18 protein-coding genes, 1 tRNA gene and 1 pseudogene are annotated in these 22342 nt (G+C 64.2%); 4 read left to right on the top strand and 16 right to left on the bottom strand.

What is annotated here, in order from left to right; translation table 11 throughout:
* Nucleotides 1–60 precede the first annotated feature (60 nt).
* The 4 genes from murB to AB6730_RS02155 are packed head-to-tail and all read right to left on the bottom strand — an operon-like array spanning nt 61 to nt 4445.
* Nucleotides 61–1080, bottom strand: a complete 1020-nt coding sequence (murB, locus tag AB6730_RS02170) for a UDP-N-acetylmuramate dehydrogenase (RefSeq protein ID WP_371022259.1) — start codon at nt 1078–1080, stop codon at nt 61–63.
* Nucleotides 1081–1097: 17 nt separating this feature from the next.
* The gene (locus AB6730_RS02165; protein ID WP_371022026.1) at nt 1098–2126 is read right to left on the bottom strand and encodes a quinone-dependent dihydroorotate dehydrogenase; all 1029 of its coding nucleotides are present in this window, start codon (nt 2124–2126) and stop codon (nt 1098–1100) included.
* Nucleotides 2126–2893 (bottom strand): class I SAM-dependent methyltransferase, encoded by a 768-nt coding sequence (locus AB6730_RS02160; protein WP_371022025.1) that lies wholly within the window; start codon nt 2891–2893, stop codon nt 2126–2128. Before AB6730_RS02160 ends, AB6730_RS02165 begins: the two co-directional genes overlap by 1 nt.
* Before the next feature lie 16 nt (nt 2894–2909).
* Nucleotides 2910–4445 carry an aldehyde dehydrogenase family protein gene (locus AB6730_RS02155; RefSeq protein WP_371022024.1) on the bottom strand — a complete coding sequence of 512 codons (1536 nt, stop codon included), beginning with the start codon at nt 4443–4445 and terminating at the stop codon, nt 2910–2912.
* Between the two features lie 181 nt (nt 4446–4626).
* On the opposite strand from AB6730_RS02155, the gene AB6730_RS02150 reads away from it, so the two are divergent.
* Entirely contained in the window at nt 4627–4887 is a 261-nt protein-coding gene (locus AB6730_RS02150) for a hypothetical protein (protein ID WP_371022023.1), read from the top strand.
* On the opposite strand, the gene AB6730_RS02145 is transcribed toward AB6730_RS02150, so the two are convergent.
* Together AB6730_RS02145 and AB6730_RS02140 are read right to left on the bottom strand one after the other, a co-directional pair.
* Nucleotides 4888–6027, bottom strand: coding sequence for an RHS repeat-associated core domain-containing protein (locus tag AB6730_RS02145; RefSeq protein ID WP_371022022.1), 1140 nt, complete (start codon nt 6025–6027; stop codon nt 4888–4890).
* A 7-nt stretch (nt 6028–6034) separates the two neighbouring features.
* The gene (locus tag AB6730_RS02140; RefSeq protein WP_371022021.1) at nt 6035–7183 is read right to left on the bottom strand and encodes an RHS repeat-associated core domain-containing protein; all 1149 of its coding nucleotides are present in this window, start codon (nt 7181–7183) and stop codon (nt 6035–6037) included.
* A 183-nt stretch (nt 7184–7366) separates the two neighbouring features.
* On the opposite strand from AB6730_RS02140, the gene AB6730_RS02135 reads away from it, so the two are divergent.
* Nucleotides 7367–7443: transfer RNA gene (locus tag AB6730_RS02135), tRNA-Arg, on the top strand.
* Nucleotides 7444–7459: 16 nt separating this feature from the next.
* Nucleotides 7460–8836, top strand: a complete 1377-nt coding sequence (locus AB6730_RS02130; RefSeq protein WP_371022020.1) for an FAD-containing oxidoreductase — start codon at nt 7460–7462, stop codon at nt 8834–8836.
* 11 nt (nt 8837–8847) lie between these two features.
* Here AB6730_RS02130 and AB6730_RS02125 read toward each other — a convergent pair whose 3' ends face one another.
* Genes AB6730_RS02125 through AB6730_RS02115 form a run of 3 tightly spaced genes read right to left on the bottom strand, consistent with a single transcriptional unit; the run spans nt 8848 to nt 11471 of the window.
* Entirely contained in the window at nt 8848–9975 is a 1128-nt protein-coding gene (locus AB6730_RS02125) for an RHS repeat-associated core domain-containing protein (RefSeq protein WP_371022019.1), read from the bottom strand.
* Between the two features lie 45 nt (nt 9976–10020).
* Nucleotides 10021–11151, bottom strand: a complete 1131-nt coding sequence (locus AB6730_RS02120; protein WP_371022018.1) for an RHS repeat-associated core domain-containing protein — start codon at nt 11149–11151, stop codon at nt 10021–10023.
* The gene (locus AB6730_RS02115; protein ID WP_371022269.1) at nt 11151–11471 is read right to left on the bottom strand and encodes a hypothetical protein; all 321 of its coding nucleotides are present in this window, start codon (nt 11469–11471) and stop codon (nt 11151–11153) included. Before AB6730_RS02115 ends, AB6730_RS02120 begins: the two co-directional genes overlap by 1 nt.
* On the opposite strand from AB6730_RS02115, the gene AB6730_RS02110 reads away from it, so the two are divergent.
* Complete coding sequence (locus AB6730_RS02110) at nt 11470–12123, top strand: hypothetical protein (RefSeq protein ID WP_371022268.1); 654 nt, start codon at nt 11470–11472, stop codon at nt 12121–12123. The two genes, AB6730_RS02115 and AB6730_RS02110, sit on opposite strands and share 2 nt — an antisense overlap.
* A 17-nt stretch (nt 12124–12140) precedes the next feature.
* Here the strand turns inward: AB6730_RS02110 and AB6730_RS02105 are convergent.
* The 7 genes and pseudogenes from AB6730_RS02105 to xseA form a co-directional block, all read right to left on the bottom strand.
* A pseudogene (locus AB6730_RS02105) lies at nt 12141–12329 on the bottom strand (RHS repeat-associated core domain-containing protein); the annotation flags it as partial.
* The gene (locus tag AB6730_RS02100) at nt 12326–16384 is read right to left on the bottom strand and encodes an RHS repeat domain-containing protein (RefSeq protein ID WP_371022017.1); all 4059 of its coding nucleotides are present in this window, start codon (nt 16382–16384) and stop codon (nt 12326–12328) included. The pseudogene AB6730_RS02105 and the gene AB6730_RS02100, both read right to left, overlap by 4 nt.
* Nucleotides 16385–16412: 28 nt before the next feature.
* Nucleotides 16413–17411 carry a hypothetical protein gene (locus AB6730_RS02095; protein ID WP_371022016.1) on the bottom strand — a complete coding sequence of 333 codons (999 nt, stop codon included), beginning with the start codon at nt 17409–17411 and terminating at the stop codon, nt 16413–16415.
* 27 nt (nt 17412–17438) lie between these two features.
* Nucleotides 17439–18596: a hypothetical protein gene (locus AB6730_RS02090; RefSeq protein ID WP_371022015.1), complete on the bottom strand. Its 1158-nt coding sequence runs from the start codon at nt 18594–18596 to the stop codon at nt 17439–17441.
* 199 nt (nt 18597–18795) lie between these two features.
* Nucleotides 18796–20226, bottom strand: a complete 1431-nt coding sequence (locus tag AB6730_RS02085) for an aldehyde dehydrogenase family protein (RefSeq protein WP_371022258.1) — start codon at nt 20224–20226, stop codon at nt 18796–18798.
* An 83-nt stretch (nt 20227–20309) separates the two neighbouring features.
* Nucleotides 20310–20831: a hypothetical protein gene (locus AB6730_RS02080; protein ID WP_371022014.1), complete on the bottom strand. Its 522-nt coding sequence runs from the start codon at nt 20829–20831 to the stop codon at nt 20310–20312.
* Between the two features lie 152 nt (nt 20832–20983).
* Entirely contained in the window at nt 20984–22327 is a 1344-nt protein-coding gene (xseA, locus tag AB6730_RS02075; RefSeq protein WP_371022013.1) for an exodeoxyribonuclease VII large subunit, read from the bottom strand.
* Nucleotides 22328–22342: the final 15 nt, after the last annotated feature.

The raw sequence follows: 22342 nt of genomic DNA, 5'->3' as shown, positions 1-22342 counted from the left end.
ACGCCGCCTGCGCGAGGGTATGACGGAGCTCTTACACCCGCATGACAGGCGCCACGGGGCTCAGACCACCAGCGGTTCGGGTTCCAGTGTCACGCCGAACATGGTCTCGACCCCGGCGATCACCTTCTGGGCGAAGGCCCAGAGCTGCGGGCCGGTCGCCTTGCCGTGGTTCACCAGCACGAGGGCATGCCGGTTCGACATGCCCGCGTCGCCATCGCGCTGGCCCTTGAATCCGGCGGCTTCGATCAGCCAGCCGGCGGAGATCTTCGCCGTGCCTCCGGCGTGTGGCCACACAGGCAGGCCCGGATGGGCGAGTGCGAGTGCTTCGGCCTTCGCCGCGCCGACGACCGGGTTCTTGAAGAAGCTGCCGGCGTTGCCGATGACGGCGGGGTCGGGCAGCTTGCGCGAACGCAGGCGCACGACGGCTTCGGCCACGTGGTAAGGCGTGGCGCGCTCGATGCCCATTTTCTCCACTTCCTCGCGGATGCCCGCGTAGTCGAGCGAGAGCGGGCGTTCGCGGGGAAGGGAGAACGTCACCGCCACGACGATCCAGCGTCCCGGTTGTTGCTTGAAGCTGGAGTCGCGGTACGAAAAGGCGCAAGCCGCCTTGTCGAGCACGACGAACTCGCCCGCATGCGTATCCCAGGCTTCCACGGTATCGATGAATTCCGCCACCTCGACACCGTAGGCGCCGATGTTCTGGATCGGCGAGGCGCCGACGGTGCCGGGAATGAGGATGAGGTTTTCCAGACCCGCATAACCCTGGCCCAGGGACCAACGCACGAAATCGTCCCAGCGCTCTCCCGCGGCCACGCGGATCAGCACGCGGTCGTCGCGCTGGAAGGTCTCGACGCCGCGCGTGGCCATCGCCAGGACGGTCCCGTCGAAATCGCCCTTGATGAGCAGGTTGCTGCCTTCGCCGAGCACGAGGACCTTGCCCGCCTTCACGGCGGGATACGCCAGCAACTCGGGAATCTTCGCCGGATCGCGTACCTCCGCGAGCAGCTTCGCGCGTGCATCCACGCGCAGTGTGTTGCGGCCGCCGAGCGGCGCATCGCTGGCGAGGCTGAACCCGCCCATGTCCACTGGCGCGTTGTTCATGCCGCGAGCCCCTGGCGCCTGATCTCGGCCACGGCCTCGGCGATCAGTCCGGGGCCGCGATAGACGAGGCCGGAGTAAAGCTGCACCAGCGTCGCGCCGGCCTCGATCTTCCCGGCGGCGCCGTCGCCGTCGAGGATGCCGCCCACGCCCACGAGGGGAAGCTTGCCTCCGAGGCGCGCATGCATGCCGCGCAGCACGTCGGTGGATCGGGTGAACAGCGGCCGGCCGGACAATCCACCGGTTTCATGTGCGTTGGGATCGCCCGTGACCTCCGCGCGTTCGATCGTCGTGTTGGTGCAGATCACGCCGTCGATGCCGGAGGCGAGCAGCACCTCCGCCATGGCATCCAGTTCGTTGTCCGTCAGGTCCGGTGCGATCTTGAGTAGCATCGGCTTGCGCTTGCCGTGCTGGCTCGCCAATCGCTCCTGTGCCTCGCGTAGCGTCCCGATGAAGCGGCGCAGGGTTTCCTCTTCCTGGAGATCGCGCAGCCCTTGCGTGTTCGGCGAGGAGATGTTCACGGTGATGTAGCTGGCTAAGGGATACGCACGTTCCAGGCAGACGAGGTAATCGTCGATGGCACGCTCGTTCGGCGTGTCCTTGTTCTTGCCGATGTTGATGCCGAGCACGCCGCGGAACGACGCCTTGTGCACGTTGCGCACCAGCGCGTCGATACCTTCGTTGTTGAAGCCGAGCCGATTGATGATCGCCTCGTGCCGTGGCAGGCGGAACATGCGTGGCTTGTCGTTACCCGCCTGCGGACGCGGCGTGACCGTGCCGATCTCCACGAAGCCGAAGCCCAGTGCGGCGAGGCCGTCGAGGTGCGCGCCATTCTTGTCCAGACCCGCGGCGAGCCCTACCGGATTGGGGAAATCGATACCGAAGGCGCGTACCGGCAGGTCCGACGGGGGCTTCGCGATCCACCCCGAGATGCCGCTGCGCTGCGCGACGTCGGCGGCGTACAAGGTCAGGCCGTGCGCGGTCTCGGCATCCAGCGCGAAGAGCAGGGGGCGGATCAGTTCGTACATCAGGCGTCCGGATGGCCCGCGAAGACGCGGGTGTCGTAATCGTAGTCGACCGTGCCATCGGCCTGGGTCGCGTCGAACAGCGAGCGCAGTGCGAACAGCATCGGTTCGTGGTTGGGGTGCCCGGGCTTGGGTGCGTACGACGACGACATCAGGCGGCCCTGGAGTCCGTCGTAGTCGAGCTTCTGGCCGTGCGGGAACGACGCCATGCCGCGATAGCCATGACCGAACCAGCGCGCCATGCTTTCATCGTCGGCGTAGCGCTCCGCGATGCTGATGTAATCGACGCCATATTCGTGCAGCAGCCGCTCGTAGCCTTCCAGGAAAGGCGTGCCCGATAGCCGGCGGCTGTTCCAGAACACGGCGACCAGGCCGCGCGACGGCAGGATGCGCGCGAATTCCTCGCGCACCCTTTCCTTGTCGAACCAGTGGAACGCCTGCGCTGCGATGACGAGGTCCACCGAGCCATCGGGCAAGCCCGTGGCCTCGGCGGTGCCATCCACGGCACGGAAGCGATCTTCGCCACCGAGCCAGCGTTCGGCGGCCGCACGCATTGCCGCGTTCGGTTCGACGGCGATCACGCGATGCCCGGCGTCGAGGAACAACTTGCTCGAGATACCCGTGCCGGCGCCGATGTCGGCGACGGCCCAGTCGGTGTGGACGCCGAGGCCATGCAACCACTCGACCAGCGCCGGGGGGTAGTCCGGGCGATAGCGGACGTAGTCCTCGACGCGATCGGAAAAACGTTCCGTGGAGCGAAGGTCGGTCATGGCCTCATCCGTTCGGTCAGAACTCGAACTTGATACCCTGGGCCAGCGGCAGCGCGTCCGAATAGTTGATGGTGTTGGTCTGGCGGCGCATGTACACCTTCCAGGCATCCGAGCCCGACTCGCGGCCGCCACCGGTTTCCTTCTCGCCACCGAAGGCACCGCCGATCTCCGCGCCCGAGGTGCCGATATTGACATTGGCGATGCCGCAATCCGAGCCCGACGCCGAAAGATACTGCTCGGCCGCCTTCAGGTCTTGCGTGAAGATCGCCGAGGACAGGCCTTGCGGCACGGCGTTCTGTTCGGCGATGGCTTCATCGAGGGTGTCGAAGGACATCACGTAGAGGATCGGCGCGAAGGTTTCCGTCTGCACGACCTCGTCGGAGTTCTTCAGGCCCGTGACGATCGTTGGCAGCACGAAGTTGCCCTTGCGGTCGGTGAGCGCCTTGCCGCCCGTGCGCACCGTGCCGCCAGCGGCCTTGGCCTGCTCGATGGCGGCGAGATACGCCTTCACGGCTTCAGGGCTGTTCAGCGGCCCCATCAGCGTGGCGGGCAGCGTGGGGTCGCCGATCTTCTGCTCGACCTGCCCGTACGCCTTGACCAGCGTGTCGACCACGGTGTCGTGGATCGACGAATGCACCAGCACGCGGCGGGTGCTGGTGCAGCGCTGGCCGGCCGTACCGACAGCGCCGAACACGATGGCCGGGATGGCGAGCTTCAGGTCGGCCGACTTGTCGAGGATGATCGCGTTGTTACCGCCGAGTTCGAGCAGGCTGCGGCCCATGCGCTTGGCCACGCGTTCGCCGACGATGCGGCCGACCTTGGTCGAGCCGGTGAAGCTGATCAGCGGAATGCGCTTGTCATCGATGAACGCTTGCGCGAGGTCGGTGCCGGCGTCGTTGAAGAGGAAGAAGATGTCCGGGAAACCGGCTTCCTTCAGGGCTTCGTTGCAGATCTTCATCGTGGCGATGGCCGAGAGCGGCGTCCTCGGCGACGGCTTCCAGATGCAGATGTCGCCGCAGATCGCGGCCAGGAAGGCGTTCCACGCCCAGACGGCGACCGGGAAGTTGAACGCGCTGACGATGCCCACGAGGCCGACCGGATGCCACTGCTCGTACATGCGATGGCCGGGGCGCTCGGAATGCATGGTGTTGCCGTAAAGCATGCGGCTCTGGCCGACCGCGAAATCCGCGATGTCGATCATCTCCTGCACCTCGCCATCGCCCTCGGGCTTGATCTTGCCCATTTCCAGCGCGACCAGCGAACCGAGGGCGTCCTTGTGCTTGCGCAGCGCCTCGCCACATAGGCGGACGGCTTCGCCGCGACGCGGCGCGGGGGTGGTGCGCCAGACGGCGAAGGCTTCCTGGGCGCGCCGCACGATCGTTTCGTAGTCGGCGGCGCTGGTGGCCTGCACCGTCGCGATCACCTCGCCCGTAGCCGGATTGGTCGGCGACAGCGTGCCTGCGCCCGTGGTGGCGGCCCATTCGCCGCGGCCGAGGTAGGTGCCGGATTCGTTGGCGGCGAGGCCGAGCGCTGCGAGGATCTTGCCGGACATGAGGCTCTCCATGGAAGACGGGTAAAACGGGGATTCTAGCAAACGCGCCCTTCACCTCCCGTTGTGCAGCGCGGGAAGGATGTCTGCGGGGCGTCGTCGCCAGGGGATGTCGTGAAGACCCTGCGGTCACCGGCGCAAGTCCATGCTGGCCTTGAGTTTCTTCGTAAGGTGGGTGGCGCCTATGTCCCGGATCTACGAGATTCCCTACCATCCCGATGAAAGCCACTCCTGGCCGGTACGCCTCGACGGCAAGGTACTGTCCCGTTTCGACAGCCGTTTCGACGCGCTGCTTTCGGCCGTGAACCGGGCGGCCGCCGAAGGAGGCGACGCCAGCATAGGGATCGAGGGTGCCGACGGTGTCTGGCGGCCTTTCGGAAGCGATGCGAAACGGCCGGCGCGCGTCCCGCCCATGCCGGGCCGGACGTTGAGGGCGGTGCGTTAATCACAGCCGGTAAGTGGTTGCCCATCGAACATTGTGTTCGAACATCAGTTCCCGGTCGGCGACGCCGTAACAATAGATATGCACGACGATGGCGTTGCTGTTCGACACGCGAATGAAGTCGATGTTCGACATGTCGCCGAGATTCCGGACTTCAACGTCTTCATCGCGCCTCCGGGCGTCGGCGGCGTAGATGGGTTGGATCGTGTCCGCCGTCTCGTAGATGTGGCGGTCGGGATGGAGCCGGCGTCCGTTCGCCCAGTTGATGCCATCGTTCGACCCGTGGGCGCCGGCGAGCAGGATGATCCGCCGGGTGTCGGCGCTTTCTCCGATCGACCGCACCAATGGGAACACTTCTTCAAGGGAGGTCTCGGAGTCCGCGACGTAGTTGCTCCCTCCCTTGGCATTCGGGATCGACCACCAGTGCGCGAGGAAATCGGAAGGCGCCGCGGCCAGCCTCGTTGGCACCTGTTCGAGAAGTGCCGCACGACCTTCATAGTTGTAGATCTGGTGATCGCCGTTCGAGAACGTGTGGGTGGTCCTGCGATAGTCCTGCCGCTGTTCGACAGCGACCCCTCCCAGGGGGATGTTGTCCAATGACGTGAGGCCACCTGGAGCGTGGCCCGACCCGAGCGATGTCCAGCCGAAGACGCCACCGGCTTTTGGAGCTCGCGTCGTCCTCGATGCGATCGAGCCAGGGGTGACCAGGGGCGCGATGGTATCCGCGACGACACTTACGGCGGAGGCGAGGACGACCGGCGAGGCGATGGCGTCCGCCGTGGTGTCCCCCGCGGGTGGGTGTGGCAAGCCGCTGCTTCCGCTGGCGGTGCGGACGGGTGGTGCGGACACTCCGAGGATCGAAGTCAGCCACGTGCGCCACGTATTGCCGTTGGGATCGGTCCGGTCGACCGGATCGCCGCCGCAGTAGGCGTAGCGATTCAAACCGCCACGTTCGAAGGGACTGACCGGATCGGGGTTGAGAAAGCGTCGCAGTATCGGGGAATACAGGCGACGGCCGAGTGCATAGGCGCCGGTGCCTGGCTCCATGCATGCTCCCGTGTAAGCGCTGTTCGCATGCTGTCCGATCGCCGCGCCGTCGCCGAAAGCGCCATAGATGCGGCTCGTGAGTGGCGTGCGGGCCATGACGCGATCAGTTCCGGAGATAAACGGGAACGGGGCTGGCATCGAGGACGGCGAGCATCAGGCTGTCGACCGCCCCGAAACAATAGGCATGTACGTGCACGCCGGGCCGGGACATCTTTTCGATCATCTCGTCGGTACCGATGCCCGCGATGTTCTCGACCGAAAGTTTTCTCCCCGGGAGATGAGCCGCCAGACGGCGCCGATCCCGGCGGTCGCGCCAGTAGAACCCATATGCGCCGCCCTGTCGGCTGCCATTCTCCCAATTGTCGCCGTATCTGCTGCCATGAACGCCGCTGTAGAGGTAGACGCTGTCGTTTCCGTCGGCGATCGGCATGCGCCCGATTCTTTTCAACGGGTGAGCGAGCTTTCGACTGGAGATCGTCGTGTCCGGGCCCCAATGGGATACGCGCGCGTCGAGTGGGTCCGTCCGCCGGACCCACCGCGTATTCAGCGTGAGCGCGCCCCTGCGCCTGGAATACCGGAATTTTTCGCCTGGGATCTGATCACTCGGAACGACGTCGATCTTGTAGCGCGGCGCATCGATGTCGGCGGTGCCCCATTGCTGGCCGATAAACCCCGCAGTGCGAGCGCGTGCCTTCGATGACAGGGAGGACCCGGTGGAAGGGAACCCGGAATCCATCGCCATCCAACCGAAGATGCCCCCCGCCTTCTTGTCACCTGTCGTCGATCCCACCGAAGACATCGACGAGGTGACGATGACCGCGTCGAGGACGGCCACCGCCGTTACCGTGACCGTGATGGGGGTGACGACGGCCGCCGCCTGCCTTGTCGGCGTCGCGCCGCCTCCCGGAGCACTCAAGGCGCCCGCGTTGCCCACCGTGCCGATACCGACCTGGTTCGGTCCCATGCCAGCGAACAGCCAGTTCCACCAGGCGTTGCCGCTCGGATCGATCCGGTTGACCGGATCGCCGCCGCAATAGGCGTAGCGATTCAAGCCGCCGTCGTCGAAGGGGCTGACCGGATCGGGGTCGAGAAAGCGTCGCAGGACCGGCGAAAACCGGCGATTGCCGAGCACGTAGTAGCCCGTGTCTCGCTCGGCGAGTGCTCCCGCGTAGGCGCTGCGCGCGATCTGCCCCGCGGTTACGATGTCACCGTAGGCGCCATAGATACGGGTGGCAGGCGCGACCTTTTGCACCGGCGCTCCTTCCTGTGCGAGTGCCCCGATTTAACGCATGGGACGGACATCAAGCCCATAGCGCCAACGGTGTAGGCACGATCTCGAATCTGGCGATCCGTCATGACCTTAGGCACCGGGATGCCGGACTTGCCCCGACCTTGTCTTTTGTCTCCTGGGCGCCTCCGGTATCCTCACACCCTTGGCCCCGTAGCTCAGCTGGATAGAGCGTCCCCCTCCTAAGGGGAAGGTCGCCCGTTCGAATCGGGCCGGGGTCACCATTCGAGGCCGGAGCCCATGACCCATACCTTCGACGCCATCATCGTGGGTGCCGGACAAGCCGGGCCGGCGCTGGCCAACCGCCTCACGGGCGCAGGCAAGACCGTCGCCATCGTCGAGCGGCACCTGGTGGGCGGCACCTGCGTCAACACCGGCTGCAAGCCGACCAAGACCCTCGTCGCCAGCGCCTATGCGGCTCGTCTTGCCCAGCGAGGCGCGGAATACGGCGTCCGCACCGGCCCAATGTCCATCGACATGCCAACCGTCGCCGCCCGGGCCCGAAAGGTGATCCTCGACTCGCGCAAGGGCAACGAGGACTGGTTGGCATCCATGCCGGGGCTCACGCTCATTCGTGGGCATGCGCGATTCACCGGTCCGCGACGGATCGAGGTGAATGGCGAAACGCTCGAAGCGCCGCAGATCTTCCTCAATGTCGGCGGCCGCGCCAACGTGCCGGACTTCCCGGGCGTCGATGAGGTCGATTACCTCACCAATAGCACCATCATTCCACTGCAAGCCGTCCCCGAGCATCTGGTGGTGGTCGGCGGCAGCTATATCGGTCTCGAGTTCGCCCAGATGTTCCGGCGCTTCGGTGCCGAGGTGACCATCGTGGAGAAGGGTCCCCGGTTGATCGGCCACGAAGACGAAGATGTCTCGGCCGAGATCCGTGCGTTCCTCGAAGCCGAAGGTATCGTCGTGCGCACGGACGCTTGCTGCATCACGTTGGCCAAGCACGAGCGCGGCGTGAAGATCGGTGTGGATTGCACCGAGGGTGCCCCCGAGGTCGTCGGTACGCATGTGCTGCTTGCGGTGGGTCGTCGTCCCAACACGGACGACCTGGGCCTGGACAAGGCAGGCATCGAGACGGACGACAAGGGATACATCAAGGTCGACGATCATCTCAGGACGAGTGCCGAAGGCGTCTGGGCGATGGGTGACTGCAACGGCAAGGGCGCGTTCACGCACACTGCGTGGAACGACTACGAGATCGTCGCCGCCAACCTGCTCGATGGCGAGGAACGCAAGGTCAGCGACCGCATCCTCGGCTACGCGCTTTACGTGGACCCGCCGCTGGGGCGTGTCGGCATGACCGAATCGCAGGCACGGAAGTCCGGTCGGCCGTTGCTGGTATCGAAGCGTCCGATGGCACGCGTCGGGCGCGCGGTGGAGAAGGGCGAAACCTGGGGCTTCATGAAGATCGTCGCCGATGCGGAGACGAAGAAGATCCTCGGCGCCGCCATCCTGGGTACCGGCGGCGACGAAGCGATCCACGGCATCCTGGATATGATGAACGCGGATGCGTCCATCGAGACACTGCAATGGGCGGTGCCGATTCATCCGACGGTGTCGGAGCTCATTCCGACCCTCGTCGGAGACCTGGCGCCAGTTCGCTGATTCCCGCCCTCTCAGACCAGCAGGTACACAGTCGCCTGTTGGATGTTCAGCGCCTCCATGACGACTTCGTCGGACAATCCGAAGCAACTGCCGATGAGGTGGACACCGTCCTGCAACAAGTGATGTTGCATGTCCTGCTTGTTCAACACCGCCATATTGACGACGTTGATCGTCATCCCGTAACGCTTGGCGGCCTTTTTCGTGTGCACGAGGTCTGAGATGTAGAATTGGGGTACCGGGTCCAATCGCTCTCCGGTGCGCAGGTGCCAGTTCTCGCCCCAAGGATCGCCGTGAGCTCCGGTATAGACGTTGACTCGTGTCACGCCGGATGTGTTCAGTCGCCGGAAGACCCCCCTGAAGTCCGCGTTGGCGACCTCCGAGTCCGTTGCCCAGATGACGCTGTCCGGATTTTGGTTGTGAGGGCGAACTGTCCACTCCCTCGCAACAGCGGGCTCTCCAGAACGATCGGTCGTCATCCGGTGTGCAGGGATATGTGGGGCGGTCACGACGTCAACGGTCCTTTTCGGCTTTACCCCCACGGGATGACGTCGCGTGATGGCCCGCTGCTGACCCATAAAACGTTCGCTCGACGCGCCGTTTCTCGCCGCTGGGAGGGGGCCACCTGCCCCTGTTTTCGACGCCATCCCGGTCCATCCGAAGATGCCCCTGCTGTTCGGGCGGTCAGCCGTCATCAGGGCCACGGAGTCGATGGCCGATGTGATGGAGACGGCATCCACTACGGCGGCCGCGGTCGTGGTCACGGTTACGGGCGTGGTGGCTGTCTCCTGCATCCGGGGAGCGGGCGACACGCTGCGCGCGGCACCCGCAGGGGCCGAGATTCCCAGGGAGGCGCCCGCCCAACCCAGCCAGGTGTGGCCGCTCGGGTCGATCCGGTTGACGGGATCACCGCCGCAGTACGCATGGCGATTGACGCCACCGCCGTCGAACGGACTCGACGCGTCGGGTGCGATGAATCGGCGCAACGCCGGACTGTAGGCACGCTCGCCCAGCATGTACCAACCGGTGTCGGCTTCGAGCACTTCGCCGGCAAACGCGCTGTGCGACCGGCTTGACGAGCCGCTGCGCTCGCCGTAGGCGCCGTAGACCGGTGTCGTGGTGGTAGTGATGGTCACGTTCATTCGACGCGCCTCGGGTCAGGTCGTTGGGAGCCGTTCGTCATGAGGTCAAGGCCCCGGCGGCGGTCGCAGGTAGTACAAGCTCACGTTCGTCAGATTCAGCGCCTCCATGACGACCTCGTTCGCTATCCCGTAGCAGGTAGCGATGACATGGTCGCCGTCCCGTTCCAATCGATCTCGCATGCGGGTTATCAGCAAGTCGCCCATATTCTCGACATCGATGTCGAGACCCGCCGACGCGGCCGCTGGCTTCGTGAGCTGGAGTTCCTGCTCGTACAGGAACCGGTCCGGTGATTTATGAAACCAGTCCGCTCCCCAATTGCGGCCATCAGGATGGCCGTGAACTCCCGCATAGAAGGTCGCCTTGGTGATCCCGCGGCCTGTCATGTGGGGAAACAGGTTCGGAAAGTCGGCGTAGTTGATCGCCGTATCCGCTGCCCAGATCCTACTTTTCGGATTCCTGACGTGCGTGCCATATATCCAGTTTCTTGTTGCAGCCTTTTCCCCGCCGCGATTGAGTGTCGATCGGTGCGCAGGAATGTCGCCGTCGATGAATACCGCGATGTTCCGCTCCGGCTTTGTGTCCATGTCCGGGTCCCATTCGATGAGACTGTTCCCTCCTACGAAGCGCCGCGTCGGCGATCCGTTTTTCGCAGGGGCAAGATCGGCTCCGCCCACGGCTGCCTTGGACAGGTTCCCGATCCATCCGAAGAGGCCGCCGGCCTTCGGCTCATTCGATGTCGTCAAGGCGACCGAGTCGACCGCCGCCGTGATGGTGATCGCATCGGCCACGACCGCGGCGTTCGAGGCCACGATGCCGGGCGTCGTGGCAATGCTGTTCGTGCCCCCGGAAATCGGCGACACGGAACTCGCCGCCCCGGTGCTCTTTTTGGCCAGCCCGGAGGAAACCCCCATCCAACCCAGCCATGAGCGACCGTTCGGATCGATCCGGTTGACCGGGTCGCCGCCGCAATAGGCATAACGATTGATGCCGCCACGTCCGAACGGGCTGGCCCCATCCGGAGAGAGAAACCGGCGCAGCGTGGTGCTGTAGAGACGTGCACCCAGCAGATAGAAGCCGGTGTCGGCCTCGCTCACCTCGCCAGCGAAAGCGGTACGCGCCGCCGCCGATGGGGCGCGCGCTCCGTAGGCGCCGTACGTCGACGTCAGCGTGCGCATCACCGACTCGCCATCACGGGAAACAAGTGATCGGACACCGCAGGCGACATGTTCAGCGATCTCATGACAGGCTCGTCGACGAGGCCATGCCCGATGGCGGCGGCATGGATGCCGTCCTCCGACAGGCGTCGGCGAATCTGTTCCGTTGTCTCCCTCGTCATGTCCACGGCTTCGATGTTCAATCCTGCCGAAGCGCCAGCTTGCCGGACTCGTTCCATATCCGGCCGGCGAAGTTGTTCGCCTGCTTTCCGCTTTTCTCCATGAGCATTTCGGAACGCCTGCCGTGCGCTCCGCGGCCCGACGAAGAAATGGGCTTGCATGACACCATTCCCCCTGAGTTCCGCGGATGCCCGCCTCACTTGCGGAAGGCTGCCGCTCGCATCGCTTGCCACCAGGCTGCGAGTCGATCCCCGTCCATCGCTTCGGGCGGATGCGCTGGACGTCAACGTGGGCGTCGCCGCCCTCACGGCGCTCACCGTTGCGTGCGTGGTGATCGTCTTGCTTGCATGCCTTCCGGCCGGCGCGCCACGGGTGGCAAACGACGCCCTGAGGGACGCCGTGGATATCTGTCTGGAGGCTACGATCGTGGCGACGCCCGAGGCGATTCCCGTGCCCATCGATATCCAGCCCAGGATGGCATTGGCTTTCTGGTTGCGAGTCGCCATCGTGGCGATCGAACCGATAGCGGCCATGGTCGATAACACATCCATCGTGACCGCCGTGGTGGCGGCCACGATGCCGGGGGTCGCGGCTGCGACGGCCATGGCGGCGGATGCGGCTCCCGCCACTCCGGCCCCGGCCACGGCGGCGGTCGCTACAGCGGTCGAAGCGGCCGCGAGGGGAGCGGCCAGGGCCCCGGCGCTGATGACCGTGCCCACGACGGACATGGCGACCATCATTCCGGCCATGAGCCAGTCCGTCCACGCGTTGCCGCTCGGATCGATCCGGTTCACCGGGTCGCCGCTGCAATAGGCATAGCGGTTGAATCCACCGTCATGGAAAGGGCTTTCCGGATCTGGCACGAGGAAGCGTCGCAGTACCGGGTTGTAGGGACGACCGCCGAGCAGGTACCACCCCGTCAGCGTTTCCGGGATCTCGCCGGCGTGGGCCAGTCGCGCGGCGCCCGTCGAGCCGGCGTTTTCCCCGTAGGCGGTATAGATGCGGGCTGCGACGCTCATGCCACGACATCCGGCACGGACTCCGTCACCACGGACCCCTGCGGATCGGTGCCCAGCAGGAAGGTCTCCCGGATCGCCCCGGCGAGCCGGGTCTCGGCAACGATGCCCCCTTCCGCCCGGATGAACCGCCGTCCCTCGGACGCATCGACCTCGAAGGCGATGGCGCCGTCTTCGCGATAGCGGTACCTGGACACGTCGTCGATCGTGACACTGCTCACGCGCCCGTCCGGGCCGTGGATGTAGATGATCTGCCTGCTGTCGGCCAGCGTCACGCTCGCCAATCGGCCTGCGCCGTCCCACTGCAATGTCCTGCCCTGGCCATCGTCGATCAAGTTGCCGTTCGCGTCGTAAAGGAGTTTCAGCGGTGTGCCATAGCCGGGATAGCCATCCAGGCTGTTGCTCACGCTGACCAGCCGGTCGAAGTCCACCGCGTCGTAACCGTAGCGGGTGAGGTTCACCCGTCCGTCGAGCAAGGTCGTCGTCACGGCCAGCAGGTTGTCGAGGCAGTCGTGCTCGAACTCCTGTTTTACGTAAGGCTGCCCGGTTTCGTCGAGTGGGTGTTCGCCAGCGACCGCATCGATGCCATGGAGGATCAGCCGGCCGCGGTCGTCATAGTCCATCGTCTCCGTGCGCAGGAGCGTGGCGTCGTCACCGTACCAGCGGCGCTCCGATACCTTGTCGTCGGCCCGCCAGCCGAAGGCCAGGCTGCGTATCTGCGTGGTCAATGCCTCGGTGTGTTCCCAGGTCTGCTCGTGCACGCGTCCCAGTGCGTCGTAAGCGATCCGCTGCGTGACGGAACGGCCATCGGCGGAGCGGGTGATGCGATGATCCAGGCGCGACAGCTCGTCGTAGACCAGCTCGATCGTCGCATCCTCATCGGTCACGCTCTTCAGGCGTCCCTTGTCATCGTAGTCGTAGATTTGCTCGACACCGTCCGTGCCCGTCTTCTCCAGTGCGAGGCCTCCAGGCGTGATGGAAACATGGCATCCGCGTGGCAGGTCACCGGTGAGAGCGATTTCCTGATCGGTCATCCGGCCGAGATAGTCAGGGCTTATCGTCATCGAACCACCTTCGGCGACGATCCCGGTGGGCAGGCCCATGACATGGTCATAGGTCGCCTGGGTCAGTACGGCCTCCACCGCTCCGCCCGGGCTCAGCAGCGTCGAGCCGAGCAGCACCTCGCGAAGGCGAAGGTCGTAGACCATCTGGAGCGTGTTGCCGCTCGGCATGGTCTTCGTGTCGGAACTCATCTGGTTCGGTATGTAGGCATGGCTGGTTGTCAGGCTGCCCGCCTGTTCCTTCTTCAGCCTTCCGAGTCCGTCCCAGGTCCGGGTCCCCAGTTCCAGCTCGCCGGCTTTCCCGGCGAGCTCACGCAGTGCCCTGTCACGTTCGGGTGGGACAATGGCGAGCCGGGCGACGAACTCGTCCTCGTGACCGGGTGCGTAGTCCCTCAGCACGGCGGTGCCGTCGGGAAGGTCACTGCGAATCAAGCGGTCGTAGCCATCCCATGCCTGACGGGTCACCTTGCCAAGGGGGTCTTCCATCCTTACGCACCTGCCTAGCCCGTCGTATTCCCACGTGGTGGTCGAGGCGACCACGGGCACATCCGCTTCGGACCACGTGCCGGCTTGGGCGCGCCGTTGCCGGTCCGCCGCGTCGAGGTAGGTCGCCCGCCAGCCGGTCTTTTCGCCGGTGCCGTAGCTCTGCCACTGCATCGTCCGCGCGATCACTTCGTCGCCGAACGAAAGCGGTTCCTGGACGAGGGCCGTCTCGCTCAGCGTCGTGCTCCCGTCCGGCGAGGTCATCCGCGAGCAACGGCCCCAATCGTCGTATGCGTACGTCGTCTTCAGTCGCAGCGAGGTATCCCCACGCATCCGGTCGATCTGCGTCTCGCTGACGAGTTGCCCGAAGCCGTCATATTCCAGCTCGTGCACGGTCATCAGCGTTCCATCGGGCAGGGGCTCCTCACGGCGGATGGTGCGGCCTTGCTCGTCCATCCATACGCGATGCGGCAGGCCCGTGATGCCGATGCGTTCCACCCAGCGTTCGCTCATCGACAGTTGGTAGTTCCAGCGCGTTTCGACGCGATAGTCGGCATGATCGGGTGACAGCACTTCGCTGGTGCGGCGGCCGAGGGCGTCGTAGGTGAACTCGGCCTTGTTGCCTAGCGCATCCACCGTCGATTGCACCAGGCCGCTTATGAGGTGAAGGGTTTCGCTTGTCGTGTTCACGACGCCATCGTGCGTGGTGTGCGTGGTGTACGTGGTGACCGTGCCTGCGACGTCGTCGGTTTCGTAGGTGAACGTGCGGGTTTCGGTCAGGCCATCCTGTTCGCGTGTCTCCTGCCGCAGGCTGCCGTGCTGGTCGCCCTGGTCCGTGACGAACGACTGCTCACTGCGGACGAGGGTCGTTTCGATGCCGTCGGTGGACTCCGTCGACGTCTCCCCCGATGCCTGGATGTAATACGTACGGTCCCGCGGCCAGTTCTTTGCCGTGTCCCTCACAGGCACTTCGAGGTAGCGGTACTGCGTCGTGCGAATCGGGCCGCCGTTCTTGCCGGGCGACGTGGTGCGGCTCCTGAGGCGCCGCACTTTTCCGAGTGGATCGGGCGGGCACAGTCCCGTCTCGCCTTCCTTCGGGTAATAAGTGGATGTTTCAGTCGTATCGGTGGCACTGTCGTAACGTGCCAGGACATTTCCGTAGTCGTCGTACGAACTGTCGGTGAATGTGATCTGCCTGATGTCGGCAAGCCGCAGGTCGTAGCAGGTGGTCGTCACCCTGTGGGGAAGCTGGAAGCTCGCCTTCTGGTTCTCGAAGGACGTGCTCTCTTCGATGCCGTACCTGGTGACGACGTCCTGCACGACATTGCCGCGAGTGGTCTTCTCGTTGGTGATGAGGTGGAAGTGGTTGTAGTTGCGCTCGACCGTGCACAGCAGGGAGCCATCCTGATACTGCGACTCCGTCGAGCCGTAGGTGTAGGCGTCAGCGCCGGGCATGTGAAGGAGCTGGTCGTTCCGGTCCACCCAGGACTGCACTGTCGGATACCCGTAGAAATTATGGTCGAGATCGCCGTTTCTATAGGTGTATCGACTCTCCCGAACCACGTTCGTCGCGTCGCTCACGAGCGATCGTGTCCGCATGGCCACCGCGGGCATGTGGGAAAGGGGGCCGCCGGGGGGAAGCGTAAGTGCTTCTGTATCGTATTCCACCAAATCACGCAGGCCATCGGGGGAGGTCACCGATGCGAGCAGCATCATGATGTCGACGACGCGATACTCGAATTTCCACACCGCTTCATCGCCAGCAGCCGTCGCGCTTTCATTGAGATCGGTGACGAGGGGAATGGCGACGTGCTGGAGCTGGCCTCCCAGGATACGGAAATGCATCTCCAGCGGAACGGTAGCCTCGCGGTGGGCAGCGCCGACGAGGTGGAGGGTGAGCTTGACGTTGTTCAAGTCGGCGTAGTCGACCTGCATCAGTACTTCGCCATCGCCATCCACGACGCGTGTCAAACGCGAAATGCCGAGGGCATCCCACTCCCATACGAGTTGGAGCGAATCGCCACCGGGGTTGACGATGCGGACCGGGCGCAGAAGGTTGGTGGGGTACGACATCGCCTCGAGGTGCTCGACGACGCCCGTCACGTGTTCGACCACGGCAGTCCGATGTTCCGGGTCCATCACCATCAATGAACAGCTGTCGAGCTTGCGATCGGGAAAGTGTGCAGGCTCGTGATACAGGAGCCTCTCCACCTTGTGGCTATCGCCGCTGGACAAGGTCAGCAGGCCCGTATCGAGATCGAGTTCGGTGAGGCCGAGGCGCCAACCCGTGCCGAATCCATCATCGATCCTGTCGGCTGCGCTGTAGCTCAGGCGGAACGGCAGGTGGGGGCCTCGCAAGTGGTTGCCTTCACCCGTGGCCAGGTCGACGCTCGCCGAGTACATGCCGGTGCGGGGATCCACGTCCGCATTGATATGGCTGTAGAACTGGAACGCGGTGGAGTACATGTCCCCCGATGCCAGGAGGCCCGGAGCAAGGGTTTCATCGGTCGTCATGGTGTCGCCATCCCTGGTCAAGTGTCGGTCATGTCACGATCAGTTCGTCCCGCTCCCCCTTGACGAAGCCGATATGGCAGCTTTGCACGCTGCCGTGGGCGTCCGTCATGGTCACTTTCACCGGTGCCTCCGGTGCGCCGGCCCAGGACGGAATGTCTACCCTTCCGCACAGCACGATGACGCCTGATTCGTCCTCGGGACTGGCGAGCCGCTTCGGTGGCGCTATCGAACCGAAGTGGTCGTTCATCGCGTCGTTCCAGTGAATCGTCGTTTCGCCGGGCTCGACGTACCCCGTGAAGCATGGCTGCCTGATGTTCGACACCTTGTCCTTCCAATGAATCAGGCCGGCGGGATCGCAGGTCATGCTGCGGATGCCGAGGGTGGTCTGGTCCACCAACAGGATCGATACCGTCACGATGTCGTCGAAGATGCCTTCTGAGTTCTCTCTGTCGGGATGCCCAGCTGGATCGAGGGCACGTCGATCCAGCATGAAGGAACTGGCGGGATATCTTTCGGGAGGCACAGGCGTCATCGTGATGCCTACGTTCTTGTCCATCGAGGTCATGGATTGCTCAACGCCTTTGATGGTGCACTTTCCGTTGGTGCGCCAGACGGAGAGATCGTCGCCATGGATCGCGAAGGCGACGTCCAGGGTCTCCGTGGCCTCGGCATGGGCGGACAGGTACAAGAAATAGGACTGGAGGGCTCGTGGCTCGCCCGCCCTGGTGGTCTGGGATACATAGCCACGGTAATCGCGTTGGGCTGACCACCCCTTGTAAGTGGTGGAACCGTCGTTCGAGAACGGTATCGCTCCGGAGTTCTGGTTGTGGTAATCGAAGAGTCGAATGCTCGCGATTTCGTTTAGGCTCAAGTCCGATGGTTGACCGCCGTGTTTGGACACCAGGTCGAGCCTGATCCTGGCCTGCTGAAGCCCGTTGCGGTACACCTTCGTCTGTTCGAGGATGACTTCGACCTCGGTCAAGTCGAGCGGAGGCTGGGGGCCTTTCTCGAGAGCTTTCCTTGTCATTGCGTTGTCCTTGAATGGAGAGCGACTTCAACCGATCGTCAATTCATTCGCCTCGGCGTTGTACGACAGGGATAACGTGTGGTTATTGCCGTACGCGTCCAGGATATGCATGGTCGTGCTGCTCACGTCCGCGATATTTTCGCCTGATGAGTTCCTGAAATGCCTCTCGATATTTCCTTTCAGGATGCCTACGACGATGCGGTTCTTGTTCGGTGTCGTGATCTTGCCCACGCAAGTCATGTACATCGAATAGGGGTAATCCGCGTTCGGCGATGCACCGTGAGACGCCGAGACCGCAACGAGAGAGTGGAGCGGCGGCATCGGAAGACCGCCCGGTTCGGCATCGGCGCTACCCGGTTGGCTGTAGTAACTGATGCCCCACTGCACGGGAGAGAAATAGCGGCCATGCGTATAGAAGCCGAAGGCACCTTCCGGTGGATTGCCACCAATGGATGCGCTCGATCCAACGGAATCCAGGGGCAGCGAGCTCCCGTTCAATTTCGGGTTGAGGGAGTACTCGGTTGCCCAGTAGAAATAGGCCGAGTTGCCTACGTTTATCCCCGTGACGATACCGCTGGAGGTGGCGCCGAAATCCGTGGGCGACAGGAAGGGAGGCTCCGCCAGCAGTACTTCGACGGAAGAGTCGAATTCGCCATCCCGTCCGCGGCCGTCGGAGTCACGCACGGATGGGCTGGTCGTGAAGAACAGCTCAGGGGTTACCTGGAAGCGCGCCGCGAGCACTCGCCCTGGCGCCCCGCTAGTCGCGGAGACGTAGAGCGTGACCACCTGGATGGCCGCTGGAAGTTCGGCACGAGTAGCCCGGGAGACCTTCGCTTTACTGCTCCGCTCGGGCGGGTCCTCATGCGAATGCCCCACCGGAATGGCGGATTCGGTCCATGTGAACCTGTCCTTCACGAATGAAGCCGTATAGCCGCCATCCAACGCGTTACCGTCGTCATAGAAGACGAGCGTGACGGCTTCCTCCAACTCTTTCGCGGTAAGAGTGATGGGATTTTCGTCGGCATCGGCGGCGACCAGTCCGACCCTGATCGGACACTGCTGGTTGCCGTTGCTGAACAGCTTGATCGTCCCATGCTCTTCGCTGGGATGGGTCTTGTAGATCTGGAAGTAGGTGAGTTGCTTGACGTCGGCAAGTGATGCGGTGGAGCGGGAGCGGGTATTCATGAGGACCGTCCATGTCGCGTTCGGGATCGCCGGTTTCCACCGGCATGCGACGACCTTACGTCGCTTTCCCGACGCATGTCGCCCCTTCTCGCTGCGCGTATCCGGTAGACGTCGTGTGAACACGGTCACGCGGAAACTAACCGATTGATCGCATGGGGAATGTTTCCCGCGGCATCCTTGCTCGGGTCGACGACTGCCTTCAGCTGTCCCGAATGACCATCAGGCGCATGTCCGTCATGTCCTCGATGGCGTAACGCACGCCTTCGCGCCCCAGTCCGGATGATTTCACGCCGCCGTAGGGCATGTTGTCGACGCGGAAGCTGGGTACGTCATTGACGATCACGCCACCCTGTTCCAGTTCATCCCATGCACGCATGGCATGACGCAGGTTGTCCGTGAAGACACCGGCCTGCAGGCCGAAGTCCGAATCGTTGACCATGCCGAGGGCTTCGTCGAAGCTGCTGAATCGTTGGAGTATGGCAACGGGGCCGAAAGCCTCCATGCGCTGTAGCTTTTCGTCGGGGGCCACGTCTTCAAGCAGGGTCGCCTCGAGCATGGCACCCTTGCGTCCGCCCCCGCACAGGACCTTCGCACCCGCCTTCTTCGCCTCGTCGATCCATCCTTGCAGCCGTATGGCGGCGTTCTCGTCGATCATCGGGCCGAGGAAGGTACTCTTCTTCTTCGGATCGCCTGCCTTGAGCGTCCGGATTTTCGCTACGAGCCCACGACGTAGTTCGTCGTAGATGTCGTCGTGCACAAGGATTCGCTGCACGCTGATGCAACTCTGCCCCGACTGGTAGAACGCGCCGAACACCAGTCGATCCACGATAGCGTCGAGCCGCTGGCCCTGGTCGCCGTCGACGATGCAGGCGGCATTGCCGCCGAGTTCAAGGGTGACCTTCTTGTGACCCGCCTTGGCCTTGAGGTCCCAGCCGATGAGGCCGCCGGTGAACGAAAGCATCTTCAGGCGCGGATCGGTCACCAGTGCCTCGGCATCATGGCCAGGCACGGGCAAGATGGAGAATGCGCCACGGGGCAGGTCGGTCTCGGCGAGAACCTCTCCGATGATCAGCGCACCCAGGGGCGTCCGTTCGGCGGGCTTGAGCACGAAGGGACAGCCCGCGGCGATGGCCGGGGCCACCTTGTGCGCCACGAGATTGAGCGGAAAATTGAATGGCGTGATGAAAGCCACGGGCCCGAGCGGGACACGGCGTGTATAGCCGTGGTAGCCGGCGCTGCGCCCGGAGATCTCGAGGTTGAGTGTTTCGCCATTGATTCGCACCGCTTCTTCGGCGGCGATCTTGAAGGTCTCGATGAGCCGGGTGACCTCGCCCGCCGAGTCGCCGATCGGCTTGCCGGCCTCGACGCAGAGCGCATAGGCCAGCTCGTCCCGACGCTCGCGGAACCGTGTGACGCAGTGTTCCAGCACGGCCTGCCGCTGGTACGGCTTGAAATGCTTCATATTGCCGGCTGCGTCATGCGCCGCTGCGATGGCCTGTTCCAGGGTCGCGGCGTCGGGCAGGGCGACGCGCGTGGCGACCTCGCCGGTGTACTTGTCGATGACGTCGAGTTTCCTCTTGCCCTTTACGGCGGAATTGGCGAGGTAATACGGGTAGCTCTTCCGAAGCATGTGCGAGGCCTCGTGGATGACGAAGCCACGAATCATCCGACCTGAGGTGTTCACGAGCCGTGACGCACTTCCATGCCGAAGAGCTACTTCTCCGGCGGTTCATCAACTTTGGTGCGGGCGGGATGCGGCCCCGGGATATCCACTATCGCGCAGGACACTTTTCCCGCGATCCCGTTGACGTACTTGGTCCGCATTGTCCAAGCCTCTTGGTTTATCACCCCGTGGGTGAAGTCGCCCACTACGATTTCGGGCACGGACTTCAGCACCGTGATGACCGAGTAGTCGTCATCGTCGCCGCGGCTCTTGCTGTCGTAAACCGCGATCGTGCTACCGGCGGGAATGTTCTGCAGCTTTAACGACTTTGCCTCGTCGTTCGAGCAGTCCCAGAAGCCCTTGTAGGAATAAGGGATCGAGAAGATGCTCGTCGTGCAGAAGTTGCTTTGTGTTGCCCAGAGACCCTCATAAAATCGTATGTTGGCAACGGCTTTGGTCTCGGTCGGGCTGTGATTTCTTGGCTGCAATGTGCCGCAGGATGACAGCGCGGCGGTCATCACGAGCACGAGCACGAGCAAGAGCGAGGCGAGCGTGTGACGTCGTGTGTCCATACATCGATCTCCATTCAGACCACCGGTGGCCGGGCTATCTGACAGGTGCCGGAGCGCTCCATCCATAGGCCATACGATGTAGATGACCCTCATCCGGCATGAAGTCATGGGGAGGTTCGCGGCTTGCCGATTCGACCCCACGTCGCCTTCGACTATTCGCGCCGCAACTTCATCTCGCCATCGCCCAACATCACGCGCACGCGCTCGCCGACAGCGACATCGGCGGCACGACGCACGATGGCCTCGCGTTCGTCGAAGACGATCGCATAGCCACGTTCGAGTGTTGCCAGTGGGCTCACGGCGTGCAGGGTGCGACCTTGCTGGAGGACCCGCGCACGGTCGCGTTCGAGCTTGCGCGAGATGGCGCGGTCGAGCCGTTGCCGTAGTTCCGCGCTGCGTAGGCGAGCCGGTTCGAGGCGCAGGCGGGGATGTCGCGCCGTCAGCCGGGCGTCGATGCGTTCGAGGCGTGCGCGGCGCAGGGCATTCGCCTGGCCGATCGCGAAGCGGAGCCGTCGGTGCAGGGCGTCGAGGCGCTGCGCATCGCGCGCAAGCCGCGCCTGCGGACGTTGGCTGTTGAGACGCGCCTGCCAATGATCGGCGCGCTGTGCCGCGGCTTGCAGGCGACGCGTCGTCAGCGTCGCCATGCGCTGGCGAAGGCGGTCGAGCTGGCGCGCGAGATCGGCACCATCGGGCACCAGGAGTTCGGCGGCGGCCGACGGTGTCGCCGCGCGCAGGTCGGCCACGAAATCGGCGATCGTGAAATCCACCTCGTGGCCCACGGCCGAGACGACCGGCACGGCGCTGGCATGGATCGCCCGTGCGACGGCTTCGTCGTTGAAGGCCCAGAGATCTTCCAGCGAGCCGCCGCCGCGGGTGACGAGGATCACATCGTAACGACCGCTGGCCGACGCACGCCGCAACATGGCGACGATCGCTGGTGGCGCCTCGCGACCCTGTACCGGCACGGGCAACACGTCCACCTCGGCAAGGCCGAGGCGGCGTGCCAGCACGCTCAGCACATCACGGATGGCCGCGCCGGATGGCGAGGTGATGACACCGATGCGACGTGGAAAGGCGGGCAGGGTGCGCTTCCGCTCGGGAGCGAACAGTCCCTCGGCACCGAGCCGCGCCTTCAACTGCTCGAATTCGCGCTGCAAGGCGCCTTCACCGGCGGGCTCCATGTGGTCGGCGACGAGCTGGAACTCACCACGCGCTTCGTAGAGCCCGACCTTTGCCCGCATCAATACATACATGCCATCCACGGGACGAAAACGCAGCCGCGAAGCGGCCGTGCGGAACATGGCGCAGCGGACCTGGGCGTTGGCGTCCTTCAGGGTGAAGTAGACGTGCCCTGAAGCAGGCCGGGCCACGTTCGACAATTCGCCCTCGATCCACACGCCCATGGGCAGGGCATCTTCCAGCAGGTCGCGCACCAACCGGTTGAGGCCGGAGGGCGTCAGGATCTCGGGGGCCGGGCGTTCGTCGAAGTCGGACATGGACCGGTGAGGTTA

The organism is Luteibacter sp. RCC_6_2, from assembly GCF_041360655.1.
Lineage (GTDB): Bacteria > Pseudomonadota > Gammaproteobacteria > Xanthomonadales > Rhodanobacteraceae > Luteibacter.
Note: the sequence above shows the minus strand (reverse complement) of the source record. Positions and strands in the feature narration are given on the sequence as shown.